Source organism: Deltaproteobacteria bacterium (genome assembly GCA_016178705.1).
GTDB lineage: Bacteria > Desulfobacterota > Binatia > HRBIN30 > JACQVA1 > JACOST01.
In genome coordinates this window covers 710,417-726,704 of record JACOST010000014.1, presented here as the reverse complement: position 1 = coordinate 726,704, position 16,288 = coordinate 710,417, and the positions used below count along the sequence as shown (strand labels likewise).

The window sequence follows — 16,288 nt, the reverse complement described above, 5'->3', positions numbered from 1 at the left end:
CGAGCTAACAAGGGCGCTCAGCGCTCGGCCGGCATAGGTTGGACGCCTCGTCAACTGAGTAGCGCAGTGATGTGCGAAGGCCTCCCCAGTGCGGCTTCGGAGTCGAATGGCGTTGCTGGCATGGCTTCTGCTGTTTCATTTGCTGAACTCATGGAGGTCTACATGATGATAAGGCGACACCTTCCGACGTGTCTCGGCCTAGCGGCATTCGTACTGCTGCTAGGGGTTGGCGCTCTGCGCGCACAAAACGTTGACTGGGGCGATCTGTTCGATGAAGGGCAGAAGCCCGCGCCCAAAGCGCAGCCCGCGCCTGCGCCAGCGGTCGTTCCGGCACCAGCGGCAGCTGTACCGGCCGCGAAACCGTTGACGTTGGAAGACTCTCTGCGTCGTAAACCAATCGCGAAAGCAGCGCCAGCGGCTGCACCGGCCGCGCCCGCACGCCGGGTGGCCAAGGCTCCCGCCGTACCGGCACCCAAACGTGTAGCGGCTCCGCAGCCGGTGCCGCAAGTTTCCGAGCCGGTCACGGCACGAGTCGCCGAGACGGCTGCCGAGCCCGTGGTTGCTACTGCGCCAGCGACGGCTCCAATGGCGGCCGAGCGCGAAGCCGCGGCGGTCGCCGAGGCCGAACCGCGGGTCGCTGCCGTCGCTGTAGAACGCGCGGCGCCCCTTGAAGCGCCCAGGGCCAAGCCCCAGCCTCCAGAGCAAATCGCAAAACTCGACTTCCCGAAAGCCGCCCCGGCCGCACCGGCCGACGAGGGCGATGGCAAATCGTGGACCCTCGACAGCAACAACTGGCAACAAGGCGAAGGCCTGCTCCCGCCGACGGTGCTCAAGCGCGTGAAGGAGGGCCAATACTTCTACAAGGTTTCGCCCGTTGATCCCGAGAAGTTCAAACAGAACTACTCGAAGCCCTTCTGGGCGGCGAGCGAAGCCAATGACGGGAAGTACGACGTCGATCCGGCAACCTGCGGCCTGAAGGACTTGAAGACCGGCAAGGCGCCGGAGTTTTACTTCGGTTATCCGTTCCCGCGAATCGACGCCAAGAACGATCCCATGGCCGCGTGCAAGATGGCGTGGAACTTCACCGCCGCCAATCAGATGCAAAATGGCGCGGGAGCCACGTTCTCTCTCAACGGGATCGACGGTAGCGGTGAGTTCAAGCGCATCAAGCTATGGCTGCACGCGCAATCATTCCACGGCCGGTCGGCCGGGCCGATTGCGAACCCTGAAAACCTACGCGACGAGTCGATGACCCAGGTGCTTGAGCCGCAGGACATCGACGGCGTGGGCGGGCTCACCAAGCGCGTGAACGACTGGACGTCGCAGGACGAGACGTGGTTCTACGTACCATCCACCCGACGTGTCCGACGCGTCAACGCTGCCACGCGGTCGGATCCGGTTGCCGGGCTTGACATCTTCGGCGACGATCTCAACTGCTACGCAGGCAAGGTCGAGTACTACAAATGGAAGCTAGTTGGCGAGACCGACATCTTGGCACCCGTGCTGAGGCCGTACGCACTGCCGCAGAAACAAATTACTGAGACCCGATCCGAAGTGGAGATCCCGTACTTCCGGGCCTCGTACGAAACGCCGGGGAGCAAGGGCGCGCCGTGGCTGGTGGTGGAGAACCTCACCCTCGTCCCCCGCCCGGTGTGGATCATCGAAGGCCAGGCCGACGATCCGTACTACAATTTCGGCAAGGTCATCATGTACATGGATAAGGACATGTATAGGATCTACTGGAAGCTTGTTCACAACAAAGCTGGCGAATACTTCTACAATGCCATGTGCGCGTACCACTGGTCCAAGAGCGCCGATGGAAGTTTCTCGGCCGTTACACCGAACATGGTCGTCGGTGTGAACGATAAGACGAACCGGGCAGCACTCGGTGGTCGCTACAAGACGCAATTTCTCGAGAGCAAGTACGAGGACTCCTATTTCACTCTGCACCACCTGACGCACATGTCGGACTAAGCAACGGCCGACAGACCGCGGACAGCGCGTGAGGTAGAAGGAGCAAGTCAGACAATGTTGAAGCTACGAACTCGGACCGTCCTGGCCTTGTCGGTCTGCACGGCCTTGGTCAGTGCCGCGAGCGCGCCGGCCCAGGTCGACTGGAGCGATCTGTACCCCGAGGAAGGCGGTAAGCCTGCCGCCAAAGCGCAACCGGCGCCCGCACCGCAGCCACAGCGGCCCGCGCCGGCTGCGCAGCCCAAAGCGCCAGCTGCCACGGTCGGCCACGCCCAGTCGTCCGCTCGGCCAGTCGCGAAACCGGTGGCTAAGGTACACGCGGCGCCGATCCGGCGTGCGGCCACATCCAAACCGAGTCGGCACGTCGCCAAGCCGAATCCGCCAAAGGATGATCGCGAATTCCCGTCGGCGGCGGCTGGGAGCACCGCGCCCCGACTCGCCGCGCGACGATCAAGCCCGCCGCCGGCGAGGATTGAACAAGTGAAAGCGGATGACACACCTGAGGCTAAGATCGAGCCGGCACCGCGCGTCGTCGAAGCGGAAGTTGTACCCGCAGCCGAGCCAGTTGCGGTGAAGCCGGAGGTCGTCGCCGCGCAGCCAGCGCCCGAGCCAGAACAGATCGCTGCCGCGCCGCAACCAGCAACCGCACCTGTCCCAATCAAGAAAGTCGAACCACCTGTGGTGCGCGAAAGCGCGCCAGCGGCCCTGCACGCAGCCGAACCGCCTCCCGTCGCTGCCGCGCCAAGGCGGGCCAAACCTGAGCCAGTGGTGGCAGAGGCTGCGCCAGCGCCCGCGCCCATCCAAGTCGCCGCCGCGCCGGTGGAAGCGGCGATGCTGCCTGCGAATAACAACAACACGTCGCGCGGCGCCTCGAGCGGCGGCCTTCTGCCGGTCGAGCCAGGGACGACAATCACCGACAAGAACATGGATCAGTATCCCGACGTGCTTACGCCTGGACTCGAGTGGGCGTTGCGCTACGGACTACGCATGAAGGTCATCGCCCCGCGCCGCATCGAAATGTTCCGCGAGTACCGTGAAGCCACCGAAAAGTACTCTGGGCAAGCGAAGCTGAGCCCTGACGGGCGTCGAGTGCTCAACTACACTGCGGGCCAGCCATTCCCCAATATCGACTCCAATGACCCGCAGGCTGCGCTGAAGATCATGTGGAACTACGATTACCGGTCTCAGATTACCGACGATCTCAACGCTCAGAACTTCGATGCCGACACCGGCTCATTCGCCAAGAATCGCGGCATGACGGTGGAGCGACACTACTTGATCGACTACCTGCGCCGTCTCAACTACACGGGCCGGCTCTTCGTCGATCCGAAGCCAACCTTGCCGAATCCCGAGGATGTCAGATTCAAGGAGTCCCTGCACCCGTTGAGCGAGCCGTTCGATCTTAAAGGTGTCGGCGCCACGTTCTACCGTTACAACGACGCGGACCGACAAGACGACAGTTGGCTGTACCTGCCGCAATTGCGCCGCGTCCGGCGCTTGTCGAGCGCGCAACGTTCGGACGCCTTGTTCGGACAAGATACGGACATCGACAGCTACTACGGCTATAACGGCCACATCGGCTGGGCGGACTGGAAACTCCTCGGCGAGCGCACCGTGATGGCCGTCATGCATGGACGAAACGTTCCCGTCAAGTGGCAGGAGCCAGAGGACTGGGTGTTTGATGATGTGTGGGAGCCTCGGCAGGTGTATGTCATCGAGGCCAACTCAAAGCTGCCGCAGTACGCCTACGGGAAACGCGTCCTCTACCTCGACAAACAAAGCTGGCTGGTGACGACCTCCGATATCTACGATCGGGCGGGCCAATTGTGGAAGGTATGGATCAACGATCACAGTTTCAAGAAGGAAGCGATTCCAGGCGCGAAGGTATCCCACTACGCGGACGAAATGGCCTTCGTGCACGCTCTCGTCATGCTCGACACTCAATTGGTTCACGCGACCAAAGCGGCGCTCCCCAGCACGCACACGCCGAACGAAGAGTGCATCTACCTTAACTTGGGCGACAAGTCCGGGACGTCGGAAGATTTCTTCACGGTGGCCAATTTGATTGCGTCGGGTCACTGATCCACCTGGGATGAGGGGCGCGCCGTGTCCCTCATCCCGCCCCCTACCATGCGTCGCTGGAAGCCGCCGGCACGCGAACCTTGACAAGTCGATGCGGATGCTTGGATATAGGCGGCCAATGAGACCACTACTGGCAGCGCTCCCCGCACTGGCCCTGCTGGCGGCCTGTACTCAGCCGGCGTCGCACTTGCCACCGGCGCCCTCGTACACGTTCCGCCAAGCGGAAGATGCCTTCGCGCGTGGCGACTACGTCGTCGCCGTCGCGAACTACCGCCGCTTCCTCGATGCCACTCCAGAGGAAGCCTATGTTCCGCGCGCCTACTATCAGCTCGCTCTCGCGCAACATCATCTGCACCAACAAGACGCGTCGCTGGCGACGCTCGATGAGTTGAAGCAACGCTACCCCACTCGCCATTGGGTGCAGGTGGATGCGCTGCGCGGCGACGACGAACTGGCTGAGGACAAACGGGTCCAGGCTCTGATCGCCTGGGAGCAAGCCTGGCAACAGGCCAGCCCGGCCGAACAAAGCCGTCTCCGCAGCCGCATCGAGTCGGTTGCGAAACAGTTGACCGACGATGAGCGCACGGAGGCCAACCAAGTCGTGCTCACCGCGGCGGTCCGTGAGATGACGGGCCTGAGCGACATGATGGCAGCGGCACCGATGCCGGAGAGCGGCGAGATCGAACTCTCTAAGTCCGCTGAGATCGAAGCTGATATCGCGCAGCCCGCGCCCCTGCCGGAGGGCGAGGCGGTTGCCGTGAGCGCAGCGCCTGAAGCCGCCGAAGCGGCCGCCACAGAAGAGTCCGAGCCCCCGCCTCCGGTCGGCAGCGAGACGATCGCCGCACTGCCAGTGCCGGAGGTAGCCTCGACCACCCGTGTTGCGTGCTTGCTCCCGCTCACTGGACCTGATCACGCATACGGCAAGCGGGCGCTAGCTGGCTTGCGGCTCGCGTTTGCCGACGCCCCACAACATCTGGTGATCCGTGACACTGGCGGCGATCCGGCCAACAGCGCCGCGTTGGTGCGCGCGCTCGATAAGGATCCGACGGTGCTCGCGGTGATCGGTCCGCTGCGCAGCAGCGAATCGGAAGTGGCGGCGCCAGTGGCGGAGCGTGAACATTTTCCCATGCTGTTGCTCTCGCAAAGCGAGGGGCTTGCTGGCGGATCGGTGTTCCAAGTCGCGATGACTCGCAATCAACAAGTGGTGCTGCTGGTGGGCTACGCGGTCGATACACTCAAAATCGAGCGCGCCGGCATCGTCTATCCCAACGATGGGTACGGCACCGCGTTCGCCGAAGCCTTCGAAGCCGCGTTCACCGCGCGCGGCGGTCACGTTGTCGGGACGGAAACCTACCAGCCAGGCGATACCGATTTTTCCACCATCACCGCTGTGGTGCGCGATTGGAGCGGTGCCGGGTTGCAGGCCGTCTTCATTCCCGACGCCGCCCGCATGGCGGTAGCGGTGGCCGCGCACGTGCGCAGTGAGGCCCCCGATGTCACGCTGCTGGGAACCGAGAGCTGGAACGACCCGGCGGCGCTTGCCGACGCGGGGGCGGCAATCAACGGAGCGATCTTCGCCGACTCGTTCTTTGCGAACAGCACACGGCCTTCGACGCGTGAGTTCGTGGAACACTTCGAGCGCGGTGCCGGCCGCGCGCCAACCGTGTTCGAGGCCCAAGCCTTCGATGCCGGCCTCGCCGTCCGCCGCGTGTTCGAGAACGGCGCGACCTCGCGTGAGCAAGTCACGGCACAGCTCACCTCGCTCTCCAACTTCGAAGGCGCCGGGGTGCTGCGGTCCACCGAGGGCGGCTTTCAACGCGATCTATCGGTGCTCCGTTACCGCGACGGACAGATCGAAGAGGTTGCACCCGCAGTCAATTGATTGCGATCGACGCTCTTCTGGCCCCGGCCCCATCCCGGGCCGGATCACTCTTCGTCGAACTTGCGGTCGAACAACGCACCGAGGGCGTCGAGGAGTTCTTCCGCTTGCGAGCCCACGGCTTCGATTTCAATCACGCTGCCTTGCGCGGCGGCCAGCATCATCAAGCTGATGATGCTCTTGCCATCGACGCTCTGACCATCTTTCGTGATGGTGACCTGCGCGTCGTACTTGTTCGCGGTCTGCACCAGCATCGCGGCTGCGCGCATGTGCAAGCCGAGGCGGTTCTGGACTTCGAAGGTTCGCCGCGCCGGTTCCATCACTGATTTCTTCTCAGCTCGCTCAGCGCCCGAGGTCGCGGTGGCGTATCTGCGTGGCCAAACCCTTTTCAGCGAAGATCGCGCTCAATCGCTCGACGATCGCCACCGACCGGTGCCGTCCGCCGGTGCAGCCTACGGCCACCGCGAGCGACGCTTTGCCTTCACGCTGATAGAGCGTGAGCACGAGTTCCAACAGGCCGCTGATCCGCTTGAGGAACTGGCGCCCCTCGTCGCGATCGAGCACGAACCGAGCGACCGTGGCATCAAGCCCGTCGCGATCGCGTAATTCGTCGACGAAGAACGGGTTGGTGAGGCAGCGCGCATCGAAGATCATCTCGGCATCGGTGGGCAGTCCGAACTTGTAGCCGAACGAGGTCAGCAGCAACCGCAGCGTACCCTTCTGCAGACCGGACGCGTAGAGCCGCGTCAGCTCGCCGCGCAACTGATGAACGTTGAGCACGCTGGTGTCGATGACGCGGTCGGCGCGTTCGCGGAGCCCGGCGATCGCTTCACGCTCGCGCGCAATGCCGGCGAGTGGCCCATCGTCGCCCGCGAGCGGGTGGGGCCGACGGGTCTCGCTGAAGCGACGCATCAGCACGTCATCGGCGGCGTCGAGGAAGAGAATCTCCACGCGCCAGCCTTGCCGCTGGAGGTCGTCAAGGATCGCCGGGTAGCCGTGCAGGAACTCGCGCTCACGCAGGTCGATGCCGAGGGCGACGCGGGTGATCCCTTCGGTCGCGGTTTCGCACAGTTCGAGCAAGCGCGGCAGCAACACCACCGGCAAGTTGTCGATGCAATAGTATCCCAAGTCTTCGAGGACGTGGATAGCGGTGCTCTTGCCGGCACCGGCCATACCACTGACGATGACGACGCCGAGAGTACGCTTCACGGTGAGGTCTCGCCGCGCGGCCGGCGTATCGCCTTAGAGCCGTTCATCCTCCTCCCGGATGATGCGGCAAAGTTCGGTCTGGTCGGGCGCCGCCAGCAAGCGGAGGCGGAACGCGCGATCCTTCAGCAAACGCGACACGCGCGCCAGTGCCTTGAGATGTTGGCCGACGGAATCGTCGGGCGCGACGAGCAAAAAAAACAGCTGCGTCGGGCGACCGTCGAGGGACTGAAAGTCGACGCCCTGCAGGTGGCGCCCGAAGGCTCCGAGCACTTCGTGCAACCCGGGTAGCTTGCCGTGCGGAATGGCGATGCCATCGCCGATCGCCGTGCTGCCGAGGCGTTCGCGTTCCCACAGCACTTCCACCAAACGCTCGGCGTTGATCGCCGGGTACTGCGCCGCGAGGTGCTCGGCCAACTCGCGCACGACCGTCTCCTTGGTTTGTCCCTGGAGCGACGGGATGACCAATTGATCCGACAGGATCTCGCTGATCTTCATTGGGACGCCTCAGGCGACCTCGGGCTCGATCAAGCCGTAGTTGCCGTCGCGCCGCCGGTAGATGACCCCGATCTCATCCGTGGCGGCGTTCTTGAACAGAAACACATCTTTCTTGAGGACGTTCATTTGCATTACGCCCTCCTCGACCGACATGGGCTTCACCGTGACGCGCTCGGTCTCGACCACCGGGCCGCGTCGGGCGCGCGTGGCGCGGGCCGGGGCAGCGGGCACGTCGTTCACCGAGTTGTCGTGCTTGCGGGCCTTGCGCTTGGTGGTGCGCTTGGCGACCTGCCGCTCGACCTTCGCCATGGCGAGGTCGATGGCGGAGTATAGATCGCCGGTCTCCTCGGTGGCGGTGAAACGCATGCGGTCGGCGGCCACGACGAGCTCCGCGATGTGGCGGTGCTTGTCGACTTCGAGCACCACGTGGGCGTCGAGGGGATGGTGGACGAACTTCTGCAGGCGCTCGGTCTTGGTCTCGGCGTAGCGACGCAACGCGTCGGTCGGCCGCACATGCCGGAAAGTTACCGTCACAGACATAGGAGCACTCCTCTTGAGCGAACAGAATCAGGTTGCGGCGGGCATCAGAACACTTGCCGCCGTTTCGACGACGGCAGGATCGCCATCATCTCGCGGTACTTGGCGACGGTACGGCGCGCGATGTCGATGCTCTCTTTGGCTAGCGTTTGGGCGATGTGTTGATCGCTGAGCGGATGGCGTGCGTCTTCGGCGGCGATGATGTTACGGATGCGCTCCTTCACGCTCTCGGCCGAGACATCTTCGCCACCGTCGCTGCGGTTGAGGCTGGAGGTGAAGAAAAATTTCAGCTCGAAGATTCCCTGCGAGGTATGAACGTACTTGTTCGCCGTGGCGCGACTAACGGTCGACTCGTGCATGCCGACGTCCATCGCGACGTCCTTGAGTACCAGCGGTTTCAAGTGCGCAATGCCCTTTTCGAGAAACTCGCGCTGGAACTTCACGATGCTGCTGGTCACCAAGTAGAGCGTTCGTTGGCGTTGGTGGATGCTCTTGATGAGCCAGGCGGCGGCGCGCATCTTCTCCTGGATGTAGCGCTTGGCGTCGCTGGTCTCGCTGTTGCCGAGCACGTTGCGGTAGAACGCGCTCACGCGCAAGCGCGGCATGCCCTCTTCGTTCAACACCACGATGAGTTCGCCATCGACCTTGTGGACCGACACGTCCGGTGTGATGTACCGCGTATCACCGCCACCGAAATTCCGGCCGGGTTTGGGCTCCAGCGTCGCGATGGTGCCGGCGGCTGCGACAACCTCTTCGATGGTGACGTTGAGCTCCTTGGCAATCTTGTCGTAGCGTTTGCTTTCGAGCAGGATGAGATGGTCCTTGACAATGGCGGCCGCTAGCGAGTCATCCTGCCCCTCGGCGTGCAACTGCAGGAGCAAACACTCGCGCAAATCACGCGCGCCGACACCGGGGGGATCGAGTTCCTGAATCCGTCCGAGCACGCGCTCGACGATCTCAATGTCTTGTCCGCTCTGGAACGCAACATCTTCGACCGCGACGCGCAGGTAGCCGGCGTCGTCCATGTTGCCGATCATGAGCGCCGCGACTGACTCCTCGATCGGATCGAGGCCGGACATACGCAGCTGCCAGATCAGGTGTTCGGTGAGCGACGACGCGCGCACCAGCGTGTTCTCGATCGACGGCCGATTTTCATCGTCGAAGTCGGCCGGCGTCGCGGTCGACCCCTGCCAATCGTTGCGATAGTTCTCGAGGTACTCCTTCCAATCGATTTCGTTGGAGTTGGTAGGTTCGACTTCACTGGTGGTTTCGCGCGGCAGCTCGACCGGCTCTTCCCAGGTATCGGCGCCCTCGGCGGACACCGGTTCGAGGTTCTCCTCGGTGCGTGGCCGCTCGGGCTCTTCGGCTTCCTGCGCAATCCCTTCTTCGAGCGCCGGGTTATCGGTCAGTTCCTGATCGATGAGTTCTTCGAGTTCGGCGCGAGAGACCTGCAGGATCTTGATGGCTTGACGCAGCTGGGGCGTCATCACCAGTTGCTGGCTGAGTTTCTGATACAGACGCGTTTCGAGAGCCATGATGGTGCTCTACAGCGTGAAGCGCTCGCCGAGGTAGATCTCGCGCGCGAGCGGGCTATTGGCAATGGCGTCCGGTGGCCCTTCTTCGAGGATAGCCCCGGCATTCAAGATATACGCGCGATCGCAAATCCCGAGCGTCTCGCGCACGTTGTGGTCGGTGATCAGCACTCCGATGCCTCGGTCCCTTAGTTGACCGACTATGTTCTGAATGTCCAGCACCGCAATCGGGTCGATGCCCGCGAACGGCTCATCGAGCAACATGAAACTCGGCTCGGTGACCAAGGCGCGGGTGATCTCGACGCGGCGGCGCTCCCCGCCGGAGAGCGAGAAGGCCTTGTTCTTGGCGAGGTGAGCGATGCTCAGTTCTTCGAGGAGTGCGGCCAGCCGCTCGCTACGCTCCTCGTGGCTGAGTGGTAGGGTTTCGAGGATCGCGCGGATGTTCTCCTCCACGGTCAATTTGCGGAAGACCGACGGCTCCTGCGGCAGATAGCTGATGCCCTTGCGCGCGCGCTGGTACATGGGGAAGCGGGTCACGTCCTCGCCGTCGAGCAGCACGGCGCCACGGTCGGGCCGAATCAGGCCGACGATCGCGTAGAAAGTGGTCGTCTTGCCGGCTCCGTTGGGGCCGAGCAAGCCGACCACTTCGCCGGCGCGGACGTTGACGCTCACGTCGCGTAAGATATCGCGACCACCGAGCCGCTTGCACAGATGCTGTGCCGCCAACACGCCGGTGCTGGGGCTGCCGTCGCCGTTACTGTGCCCGTTCGTGGTCACTGTTTCTCCGCGCTCGCCTGGTGCTCGGTGGCCGCCGTGGGTGGAACGAGCACGGCATGCACACGATTGTCGCCACCTTCTACCACACTGCGACCCTGATCGAGGTACACCACCACACGGTCTCCGGCGACGCGATTGTCGCCGTCGTGGAGCACCGCATCTTCGCTGAGCGTTACGGTCTTTGCCGTTTGATCGAAGACCGCGCGACCGCCGGTGGCAACCCGCGAGCCCTTGCCGATGCGCACCTCGCCCTCGGCCACGATCTCCTTCAAGCGATCACGATCGGCCGCATGCTCATCAAAATGAACCGTCAGTGTTTTACTGCGCAGCTGCAAGTCGCCCTGGGTCACCTCGACACCGCCGCGGTACACGAGCACGTGGTTCTTGTAGTCGAACTCCAACATGTCGGCGGTGATGCGAATCGGCTCCTTGCTCGAGCCGAGCGAAAAATCGCCCAAGAACCCCGAACGACTCGAGTCTGCGGCGCCAACGGGTTCCGTAGCGGCAGCTAGCGACGCCATGCCGCCAGCCGTGGGACATAGCGCCACCGCGAAGGCCAGCGCTCCTGCGAGCCTACGGGCGCGGCGCAGGTCGATCATGGGGAGCCTCTTGGTGTGATCCGGGCCGCAACGTCATCTCGACGTTGCGAAAGACGCGGAGCCGCTGCGCTGCTACGTCCACTTCCATCCGATCCCCACTCAGATCCAGCTCACGGCCGGTAATGTTGACTCGTTGCGGCGAAGAGATCCGATCGGTGGCGCGCAAATACTGGGCGCGATCAGTGCGTACGGTGTAGTCGGCGAATTGCACTTCAATGCCGCCCGTCAGGTCGACTTGCCGCAACTCGCGACCGTCGAGACTGATGCGGCCGGTTTGACCGCTCAAGCCGATTGAGCGGCCGTCTTTGAGAAACAACCGCACCATGGGTTCTTGCACCACCACCTCGTGCTCATCCTCCAGGTACTGCGCCTCACGCGCGGCGATTTCCCACACGGTTCGGCCGTCCTGCGTTTTGATGCGGTGAAAATCCTGGATGCGTTGCGCGATCTGCGGCAGCAGATCCAAGCCGGTTTGCGCGGCTTCCTGCTTCCACTGCGCGCGCAAGCTCTGGGTGATCAGAAAACCAATGCCCCCAAGCAGCCCTAGCACGATCGCAACAACACTCAGGCGGAGACGGTTTCTCATGGCGAATCTGACGAGGCTGCGAGTTTCGAGCAAGAAAAATACCACCCCCTCCCAAGGGAGTAAAGGTGATGTGCGACGAGCCGGCCCGCATGCCCGCAGTCTGTTGTTGTAGAAATTTCGAAATCAATCTGGCTTGCACGGGGGCTAGCCAGCTGCTATTCAAGCCGCCTCATGAAAGAGGGTATACATCCGAAGTACGCCACGGCCCGCATCGTCTGCTCGTGCGGCCACGTGATCGAAACGCGCTCAACGGTGCCAGAGATCCATGTCGAAATCTGCTCCAGTTGCCATCCGTTTTTCACCGGTACGCAGAAGTTGCTGGATACGGCTGGGCGCATCGAAAAATTCCGGCGCAAGTACGGCATTCAATCCGAAGCGCAGTAGCGACTCGCAGGCGACCGCCTGCGATTGTCGGCGGCATGAAAAGGGCGTGGGGCCAGTCCCCGGCGCCCTTTTTTTATTTTCGCTGACGGGCCTTGCACAAAAAGTGGAAAGGCGCGACCGGCGACGGACGCGGCAAATGAATTTGCGTGCTTCGAGGAACGCCAAGTCGCCCTCCGGCGACTCCCCGCCTCGCACGAAAGCAACGGCGGTGGTGGGATTGGGAGCCTGCGCAGGCAGGCTTGGCGCTGCTTGTAGCGCGCGGTTTCAACCGCTGCGCGGAGTCAGTGAAGCGTTCGTACCGGACTCCTTGCGCAAAGCCCCAGTGACGTGACCCATGTTGCAGAAACTCGAAGACGTCGAACGGCGCTACGTCGAGCTCGAGCGCAAGCTCGTCGATCCCGAGCTCATCGCCAATCGCAAGGAGTACGCCCGCCTCGGCAAGGAACGTGCGGACATCGAGGAACTGGTCGCGCGCTACCGCGAGTGGAAGCTCCTGCGCGACGAGGTCGAAGATCACCGCGCGCTGCTGGACGATGCCGATCCCGAGATGCGCGACATGGCCAAGACCGAACTCCCCGGCTTGCGCGAGCGGTTGGTCGCCATCGAAGAGCAGTTGCGAGTGTTGCTGCTGCCCAAGGACCCCAACGACGAGCGTAACGTCATGCTCGAAATCCGCGCGGGGCCGGGCGGTGAAGAGGCCAGCCTGTTCGCCGCCAGTCTGTACCGCATGTACAGCCGGTTTGCCGAGGAACACAAGTGGCGGGTGGAGCTGATGAGCGCGAACCCGACCGGTCTCGGCGGCTACAAAGAGGTCATCGCGCTGATCGAAGGACGCGGGGCGTATAGCCAGTTGAAGTTCGAAGGCGGTGTCCACCGCGTGCAACGGGTGCCGGTTACCGAAGCCTCGGGCCGCATCCACACTTCGACCGCGACCGTGGCGGTGTTGCCGGAAGCCGACGAAGTCGACGTCCAACTCGACGAAGTGAAGGATCTGCGTATCGACGTCTATCGCTCGTCGGGGCCGGGCGGGCAGAGCGTCAACACCACCGACTCGGCGGTGCGCGTGACGCATTTGCCCACCGGTCTCGTTGTGTCGTGCCAGGACGAGAAATCGCAGCACAAGAACAAGGCGAAGGGCATCAAGATCTTGCGCGCGCGCCTGCTCGAGCGCGCGCAACGGGAGCAGCAGGAGAAGGAAGCCGCCAGCCGCCGCGGCATGGTCGGCACCGGCGACCGCTCAGAGCGCATTCGTACCTACAACTTCCCGCAGGGACGCGTGACCGATCACCGCATCAACCTGACAGTGCACCAGATCGATCGCGTCATGGACGGTGAACTGTCACCGCTCATCAACGCGTTGATCACCCACTACCAGGCGCAGTCGCTCAAGTCGGAGAACGGATGACTCCCGTGGCCGAATTGTCGCCGCCAGCGACAGCAGCGGACGTGCTCGCCGCGGCGACCGCTCGCTTGGCGCGAGCGGGGATCGACACCGCTCGCCTTGACGCCGAAGTGTTGCTGGCGCACGCGCTCGGACGATCGCGCACGCACCTGCTGGCCGCGCTACGCGACACGCTGCCGGACGGCGCTGCCGCGGCCTTCGAGCCGCTGCTCGCGCGTCGAATCCGCCGCGAACCCGTTGCGTACATCACCGGCCGGCAAGAGTTCTGGTCGCTCGATTTTGTCGTCGGTCCGGACGTGCTGATTCCTCGGCCCGAGACCGAGCTGATGGTGGAGATCGTGGCGCGCTGGCTGCGCGAGCACCCGACTGCGCACCCACGCGTCGCCGATATCGGCACCGGCAGCGGCTGCATCGCGGTCGCGCTGGCGCACGAAGTGCCGAGCGCCGAAGTGTGGGCGAGCGATCTATCGCCGGCGGCGCTCGCGGTGGCGCGCGTCAACGCGGAGCGTCTCGGAGTCGCCGCGCGGATTCGTTTCGTCGCCGGGGATCTGCTGGCCCCACTGACCGATGCGGCGCCGTTCGATCTGATCTGTTCCAATCCACCGTACGTTGCAATGGATGATTCGGATGCGCTGCAACCCGAGTTAGGCTACGAGCCGGCGACGGCGCTGTTTGCCGATGGCGACGGCTTAGCCGTGATTCGCCAGATCCTCCTCAGTGCGCCAGCGTTGCTCACGCGCAGCGGTGCACTGTTGATCGAGATCGGATGCGGACAAGCCGACACGGCGCGCGCGTTGGCCGCCGCCGCTGGGTTTGGCCGCGTCGAAATTCGCGCTGACTACGCCGGCATCCCGCGCGTGTTGGTGGCGAGCGAGGCGTGCTGTGATGGCTGACACCATTCGCCTGCTCCACACGACGCAACGCGACTTCGCGCGCCAGTTTGCCGCCATTCGCGAGCGCGATGCGACCGCCAGCCCGCAGGTCGAAGCGCAAGCGCGGCGAATTGTGGACGCGGTGAAGCGCCGCGGCGATCGCGCGTTGATCGAGTTCACGCGCCGCTTTGACGGCGTGCAGCTCACTCCGGCGCGGCTGCGAGTGAGTCAGGCCGAGATCGATGCGGCGCTGCGCGCGTTGCGTCCAGCGGCGTTGCGCGCGCTGCGCGCGGCGGCACGGCGCATCGAGGCCTTTCACCGCCGGCAGCGCCAGTCGTCGTGGAGTTACCGCGACGCGGCGGGATTCACGCTGGGGCAGCGGATCACGCCGCTACGCCGCGTCGGACTCTACGTCCCCGGCGGTCACGGCTCGTATCCCTCGTCGGTGCTGATGAACGCGATCCCGGCGCGCGTGGCGGTCGTGGACGAAGTCATCATGGTGTCGCCGGCGGGTCGCGACGGTTACAATCCGGCGGTGCTGGCGGCGGCGTCGATTGCCGGCGTTCATGCCGTGTATCGCGTCGGCGGCGCGCAAGCGGTCGCCGCGCTCGCCTACGGAACCCGTACCGTGCCGAAGGTCGACAAGATCGTCGGGCCCGGCAACGCGTGGGTGCAAGCGGCGAAGCGCCAAGTGTACGGCATCGTCGATATCGACAAGATCGCCGGCCCGAGCGAAGTGGTGGTGGTTGCTGATCGCAGCGTTCCGGCGGCATTTGCCGCGGCGGATCTTCTTGCGCAAGCCGAGCACGGCAGCGGTGATGAGTGTGCGGTGTTGCTGACGCCGTCGCAGCGCGTAGCTGAGAACGTGCGCGCCGCAATCGATGTGCAATTGCCGGCGTTGCCGCGCCGCGCCGCGATCGCGCGCGTGCTGCGGCGGCGCGGCGCGCTGGTAGTCGTGCGCAATCTCGACGAGGCCATCGATCTCGCCGAGCAGATCGCTCCCGAGCATTTGGAGTTGCTCATCGCGAACGCCGCGCGTTACGTCCCGCGCATCCGCAACGCCGGCGCGGTATTCGTCGGCGCCGATGCGCCGGCGCCGCTGGGCGACTACGCCGCCGGGCCGAATCACGTGTTGCCGACCGGGGGCAGCGCGCGTTTCGCGTCGCCGCTCGGCGTCTACGATTTCGTCAAACGCACCAGCGTGATCAGCGCGAGCCGCGGTGCGCTGCGCACGCTCGCGCCAGCAATCTGTACGCTCGCGGAAATGGAAGGCTACCAGGCGCACGCCGCCGCCGTGCGCGTGCGTCTCAATGGAGGTCGATGATGGCACAGGCTCGCGTCAAGAAGACCAAACGTCCCGCCGCCCACGACGGCCGGCAGGCGCGTATCGCGCGCACCACCAAGGAGACCGACATCACGGTCCAGCTCAAGATCGACGGCAGCGGCCGCTACGACATCGAGACCGGCGTGCCGTTTCTCAATCACATGCTCGAGATATTCAGCCGTCATGGCTTCTTCGATCTCACCGTGCGGGCGACCGGTGACATCGACATCGATCAGCACCACACCGTCGAGGATGTCGGCCTGACGCTGGGCGAAGCGTTGCGCTCCGCGCTTGGCGACAAGGCTGGCATCCGCCGCTTCGGCGACGCGTCGTGTCCGCTCGATGAAGCGCTGGTGACCGCGGTGGTCGACCTGAGCGGTCGGCCGTACTTGGCGTACAACCTGAAGATCAAGCAGGCGCGCGTCGGCAACTTCGACACCGAGCTGATCCACGATTTCTTGCTCGCGCTGACGAACCAGGTGGGGATGAACCTGCACCTCAACATGAGCCAAGGCCGCAACCCGCACCATATCATCGAGGCCGGATTCAAAGCGCTCGCCCGTGCGCTCGACAAGGCGACGCAGCTCGATCCGCGTGTTAGCGGGGTGCTGTCGACGAAGGGAGTGCTGTAGGCGGCAG

General features: G+C 64.1%; 16 protein-coding genes. 8 read left to right on the top strand and 8 right to left on the bottom strand.

Annotation, left to right across the window (positions count from 1 at the left end):
- Positions 1–69: 69 nt before the first annotated feature.
- The 3 genes from HYR72_11375 (at position 70) to HYR72_11365 (ending at position 5,935) form a co-directional block, all read left to right on the top strand.
- Positions 70–1,974 carry a DUF1329 domain-containing protein gene (locus tag HYR72_11375; GenBank protein MBI1815571.1) on the top strand — a complete coding sequence of 635 codons (1,905 nt, stop codon included), beginning with the start codon at positions 70–72 and terminating at the stop codon, positions 1,972–1,974.
- 477 nt (positions 1,975–2,451) lie between these two features.
- Positions 2,452–4,053 (top strand): DUF1329 domain-containing protein, encoded by a 1,602-nt coding sequence (locus HYR72_11370; protein MBI1815570.1) that lies wholly within the window; start codon positions 2,452–2,454, stop codon positions 4,051–4,053.
- A gap of 118 nt (positions 4,054–4,171) precedes the next feature.
- The gene (locus HYR72_11365) at positions 4,172–5,935 is read left to right on the top strand and encodes a penicillin-binding protein activator (protein ID MBI1815569.1); all 1,764 of its coding nucleotides are present in this window, start codon (positions 4,172–4,174) and stop codon (positions 5,933–5,935) included.
- A gap of 44 nt (positions 5,936–5,979) precedes the next feature.
- Here the strand turns inward: HYR72_11365 and HYR72_11360 are convergent, their stop codons facing one another.
- The 8 genes from HYR72_11360 to lptC form a co-directional block, all read right to left on the bottom strand.
- Positions 5,980–6,252, bottom strand: a complete 273-nt coding sequence (locus HYR72_11360) for an HPr family phosphocarrier protein (protein MBI1815568.1) — start codon at positions 6,250–6,252, stop codon at positions 5,980–5,982.
- Positions 6,253–6,274: 22 nt separating this feature from the next.
- Entirely contained in the window at positions 6,275–7,105 is an 831-nt protein-coding gene (gene rapZ / locus HYR72_11355) for an RNase adapter RapZ (GenBank protein MBI1815567.1), read from the bottom strand.
- Between the two features lie 69 nt (positions 7,106–7,174).
- Positions 7,175–7,636, bottom strand: a complete 462-nt coding sequence (locus tag HYR72_11350) for a PTS sugar transporter subunit IIA (GenBank protein MBI1815566.1) — start codon at positions 7,634–7,636, stop codon at positions 7,175–7,177.
- Between the two features lie 9 nt (positions 7,637–7,645).
- Positions 7,646–8,176, bottom strand: a complete 531-nt coding sequence (gene raiA, locus HYR72_11345; protein MBI1815565.1) for a ribosome-associated translation inhibitor RaiA — start codon at positions 8,174–8,176, stop codon at positions 7,646–7,648.
- A 44-nt stretch (positions 8,177–8,220) separates the two neighbouring features.
- Positions 8,221–9,708, bottom strand: a complete 1,488-nt coding sequence (gene rpoN / locus HYR72_11340; GenBank protein MBI1815564.1) for an RNA polymerase factor sigma-54 — start codon at positions 9,706–9,708, stop codon at positions 8,221–8,223.
- A gap of 9 nt (positions 9,709–9,717) precedes the next feature.
- Positions 9,718–10,434, bottom strand: coding sequence for an LPS export ABC transporter ATP-binding protein (lptB, locus tag HYR72_11335; GenBank protein MBI1815563.1), 717 nt, complete (start codon positions 10,432–10,434; stop codon positions 9,718–9,720).
- 44 nt (positions 10,435–10,478) lie between these two features.
- Positions 10,479–11,081, bottom strand: a complete 603-nt coding sequence (locus HYR72_11330) for a hypothetical protein (protein ID MBI1815562.1) — start codon at positions 11,079–11,081, stop codon at positions 10,479–10,481.
- Complete coding sequence (gene lptC / locus HYR72_11325; GenBank protein MBI1815561.1) at positions 11,056–11,667, bottom strand: LPS export ABC transporter periplasmic protein LptC; 612 nt, start codon at positions 11,665–11,667, stop codon at positions 11,056–11,058. Before lptC ends, HYR72_11330 begins: the two co-directional genes overlap by 26 nt.
- A gap of 171 nt (positions 11,668–11,838) precedes the next feature.
- Here lptC and rpmE point away from each other — a divergent pair, with 171 nt between their 5' ends.
- The 5 genes from rpmE (at position 11,839) to hisB (ending at position 16,281) form a co-directional block, all read left to right on the top strand.
- The gene (gene rpmE, locus HYR72_11320) at positions 11,839–12,051 is read left to right on the top strand and encodes a 50S ribosomal protein L31 (GenBank protein ID MBI1815560.1); all 213 of its coding nucleotides are present in this window, start codon (positions 11,839–11,841) and stop codon (positions 12,049–12,051) included.
- 334 nt (positions 12,052–12,385) lie between these two features.
- A complete protein-coding gene (gene prfA / locus HYR72_11315) occupies positions 12,386–13,456 on the top strand; it encodes a peptide chain release factor 1 (GenBank protein MBI1815559.1) in 1,071 nt (356 codons plus the stop codon).
- A complete protein-coding gene (gene prmC, locus HYR72_11310; GenBank protein ID MBI1815558.1) occupies positions 13,453–14,346 on the top strand; it encodes a peptide chain release factor N(5)-glutamine methyltransferase in 894 nt (297 codons plus the stop codon). Before prfA ends, prmC begins: the two co-directional genes overlap by 4 nt.
- Positions 14,339–15,649 carry a histidinol dehydrogenase gene (gene hisD / locus HYR72_11305; protein ID MBI1815557.1) on the top strand — a complete coding sequence of 437 codons (1,311 nt, stop codon included), beginning with the start codon at positions 14,339–14,341 and terminating at the stop codon, positions 15,647–15,649. Before prmC ends, hisD begins: the two co-directional genes overlap by 8 nt.
- Positions 15,649–16,281, top strand: a complete 633-nt coding sequence (gene hisB, locus HYR72_11300; GenBank protein MBI1815556.1) for an imidazoleglycerol-phosphate dehydratase HisB — start codon at positions 15,649–15,651, stop codon at positions 16,279–16,281. The genes hisD and hisB overlap by 1 nt, the downstream gene beginning before the upstream one ends.
- Positions 16,282–16,288 lie beyond the last annotated feature (7 nt).

What these genes read in the sequence shown, in the direction of transcription:
- HYR72_11375 (MBI1815571.1), top strand. Translation starts at nt 70, where the DNA reads ATGTGCGAAGGCCTCCCCAGTGCGGCTTCGGAGTCGAATGGCGTTGCT.
- HYR72_11365 (MBI1815569.1), top strand. Translation starts at nt 4,172, where the DNA reads ATGAGACCACTACTGGCAGCGCTCCCCGCACTGGCCCTGCTGGCGGCC.
- HYR72_11360 (MBI1815568.1), bottom strand. Translation starts at nt 6,252, where the DNA reads ATGGAACCGGCGCGGCGAACCTTCGAAGTCCAGAACCGCCTCGGCTTG.
- rapZ (MBI1815567.1), bottom strand. Translation starts at nt 7,105, where the DNA reads ATGGCCGGTGCCGGCAAGAGCACCGCTATCCACGTCCTCGAAGACTTG.
- HYR72_11350 (MBI1815566.1), bottom strand. Translation starts at nt 7,636, where the DNA reads ATGAAGATCAGCGAGATCCTGTCGGATCAATTGGTCATCCCGTCGCTC.
- raiA (MBI1815565.1), bottom strand. Translation starts at nt 8,176, where the DNA reads ATGTCTGTGACGGTAACTTTCCGGCATGTGCGGCCGACCGACGCGTTG.
- rpoN (MBI1815564.1), bottom strand. Translation starts at nt 9,708, where the DNA reads ATGGCTCTCGAAACGCGTCTGTATCAGAAACTCAGCCAGCAACTGGTG.
- HYR72_11330 (MBI1815562.1), bottom strand. Translation starts at nt 11,081, where the DNA reads ATGATCGACCTGCGCCGCGCCCGTAGGCTCGCAGGAGCGCTGGCCTTC.
- lptC (MBI1815561.1), bottom strand. Translation starts at nt 11,667, where the DNA reads ATGAGAAACCGTCTCCGCCTGAGTGTTGTTGCGATCGTGCTAGGGCTG.
- rpmE (MBI1815560.1), top strand. Translation starts at nt 11,839, where the DNA reads ATGAAAGAGGGTATACATCCGAAGTACGCCACGGCCCGCATCGTCTGC.
- prfA (MBI1815559.1), top strand. Translation starts at nt 12,386, where the DNA reads ATGTTGCAGAAACTCGAAGACGTCGAACGGCGCTACGTCGAGCTCGAG.
- prmC (MBI1815558.1), top strand. Translation starts at nt 13,453, where the DNA reads ATGACTCCCGTGGCCGAATTGTCGCCGCCAGCGACAGCAGCGGACGTG.
- hisD (MBI1815557.1), top strand. Translation starts at nt 14,339, where the DNA reads ATGGCTGACACCATTCGCCTGCTCCACACGACGCAACGCGACTTCGCG.
- hisB (MBI1815556.1), top strand. Translation starts at nt 15,649, where the DNA reads ATGGCACAGGCTCGCGTCAAGAAGACCAAACGTCCCGCCGCCCACGAC.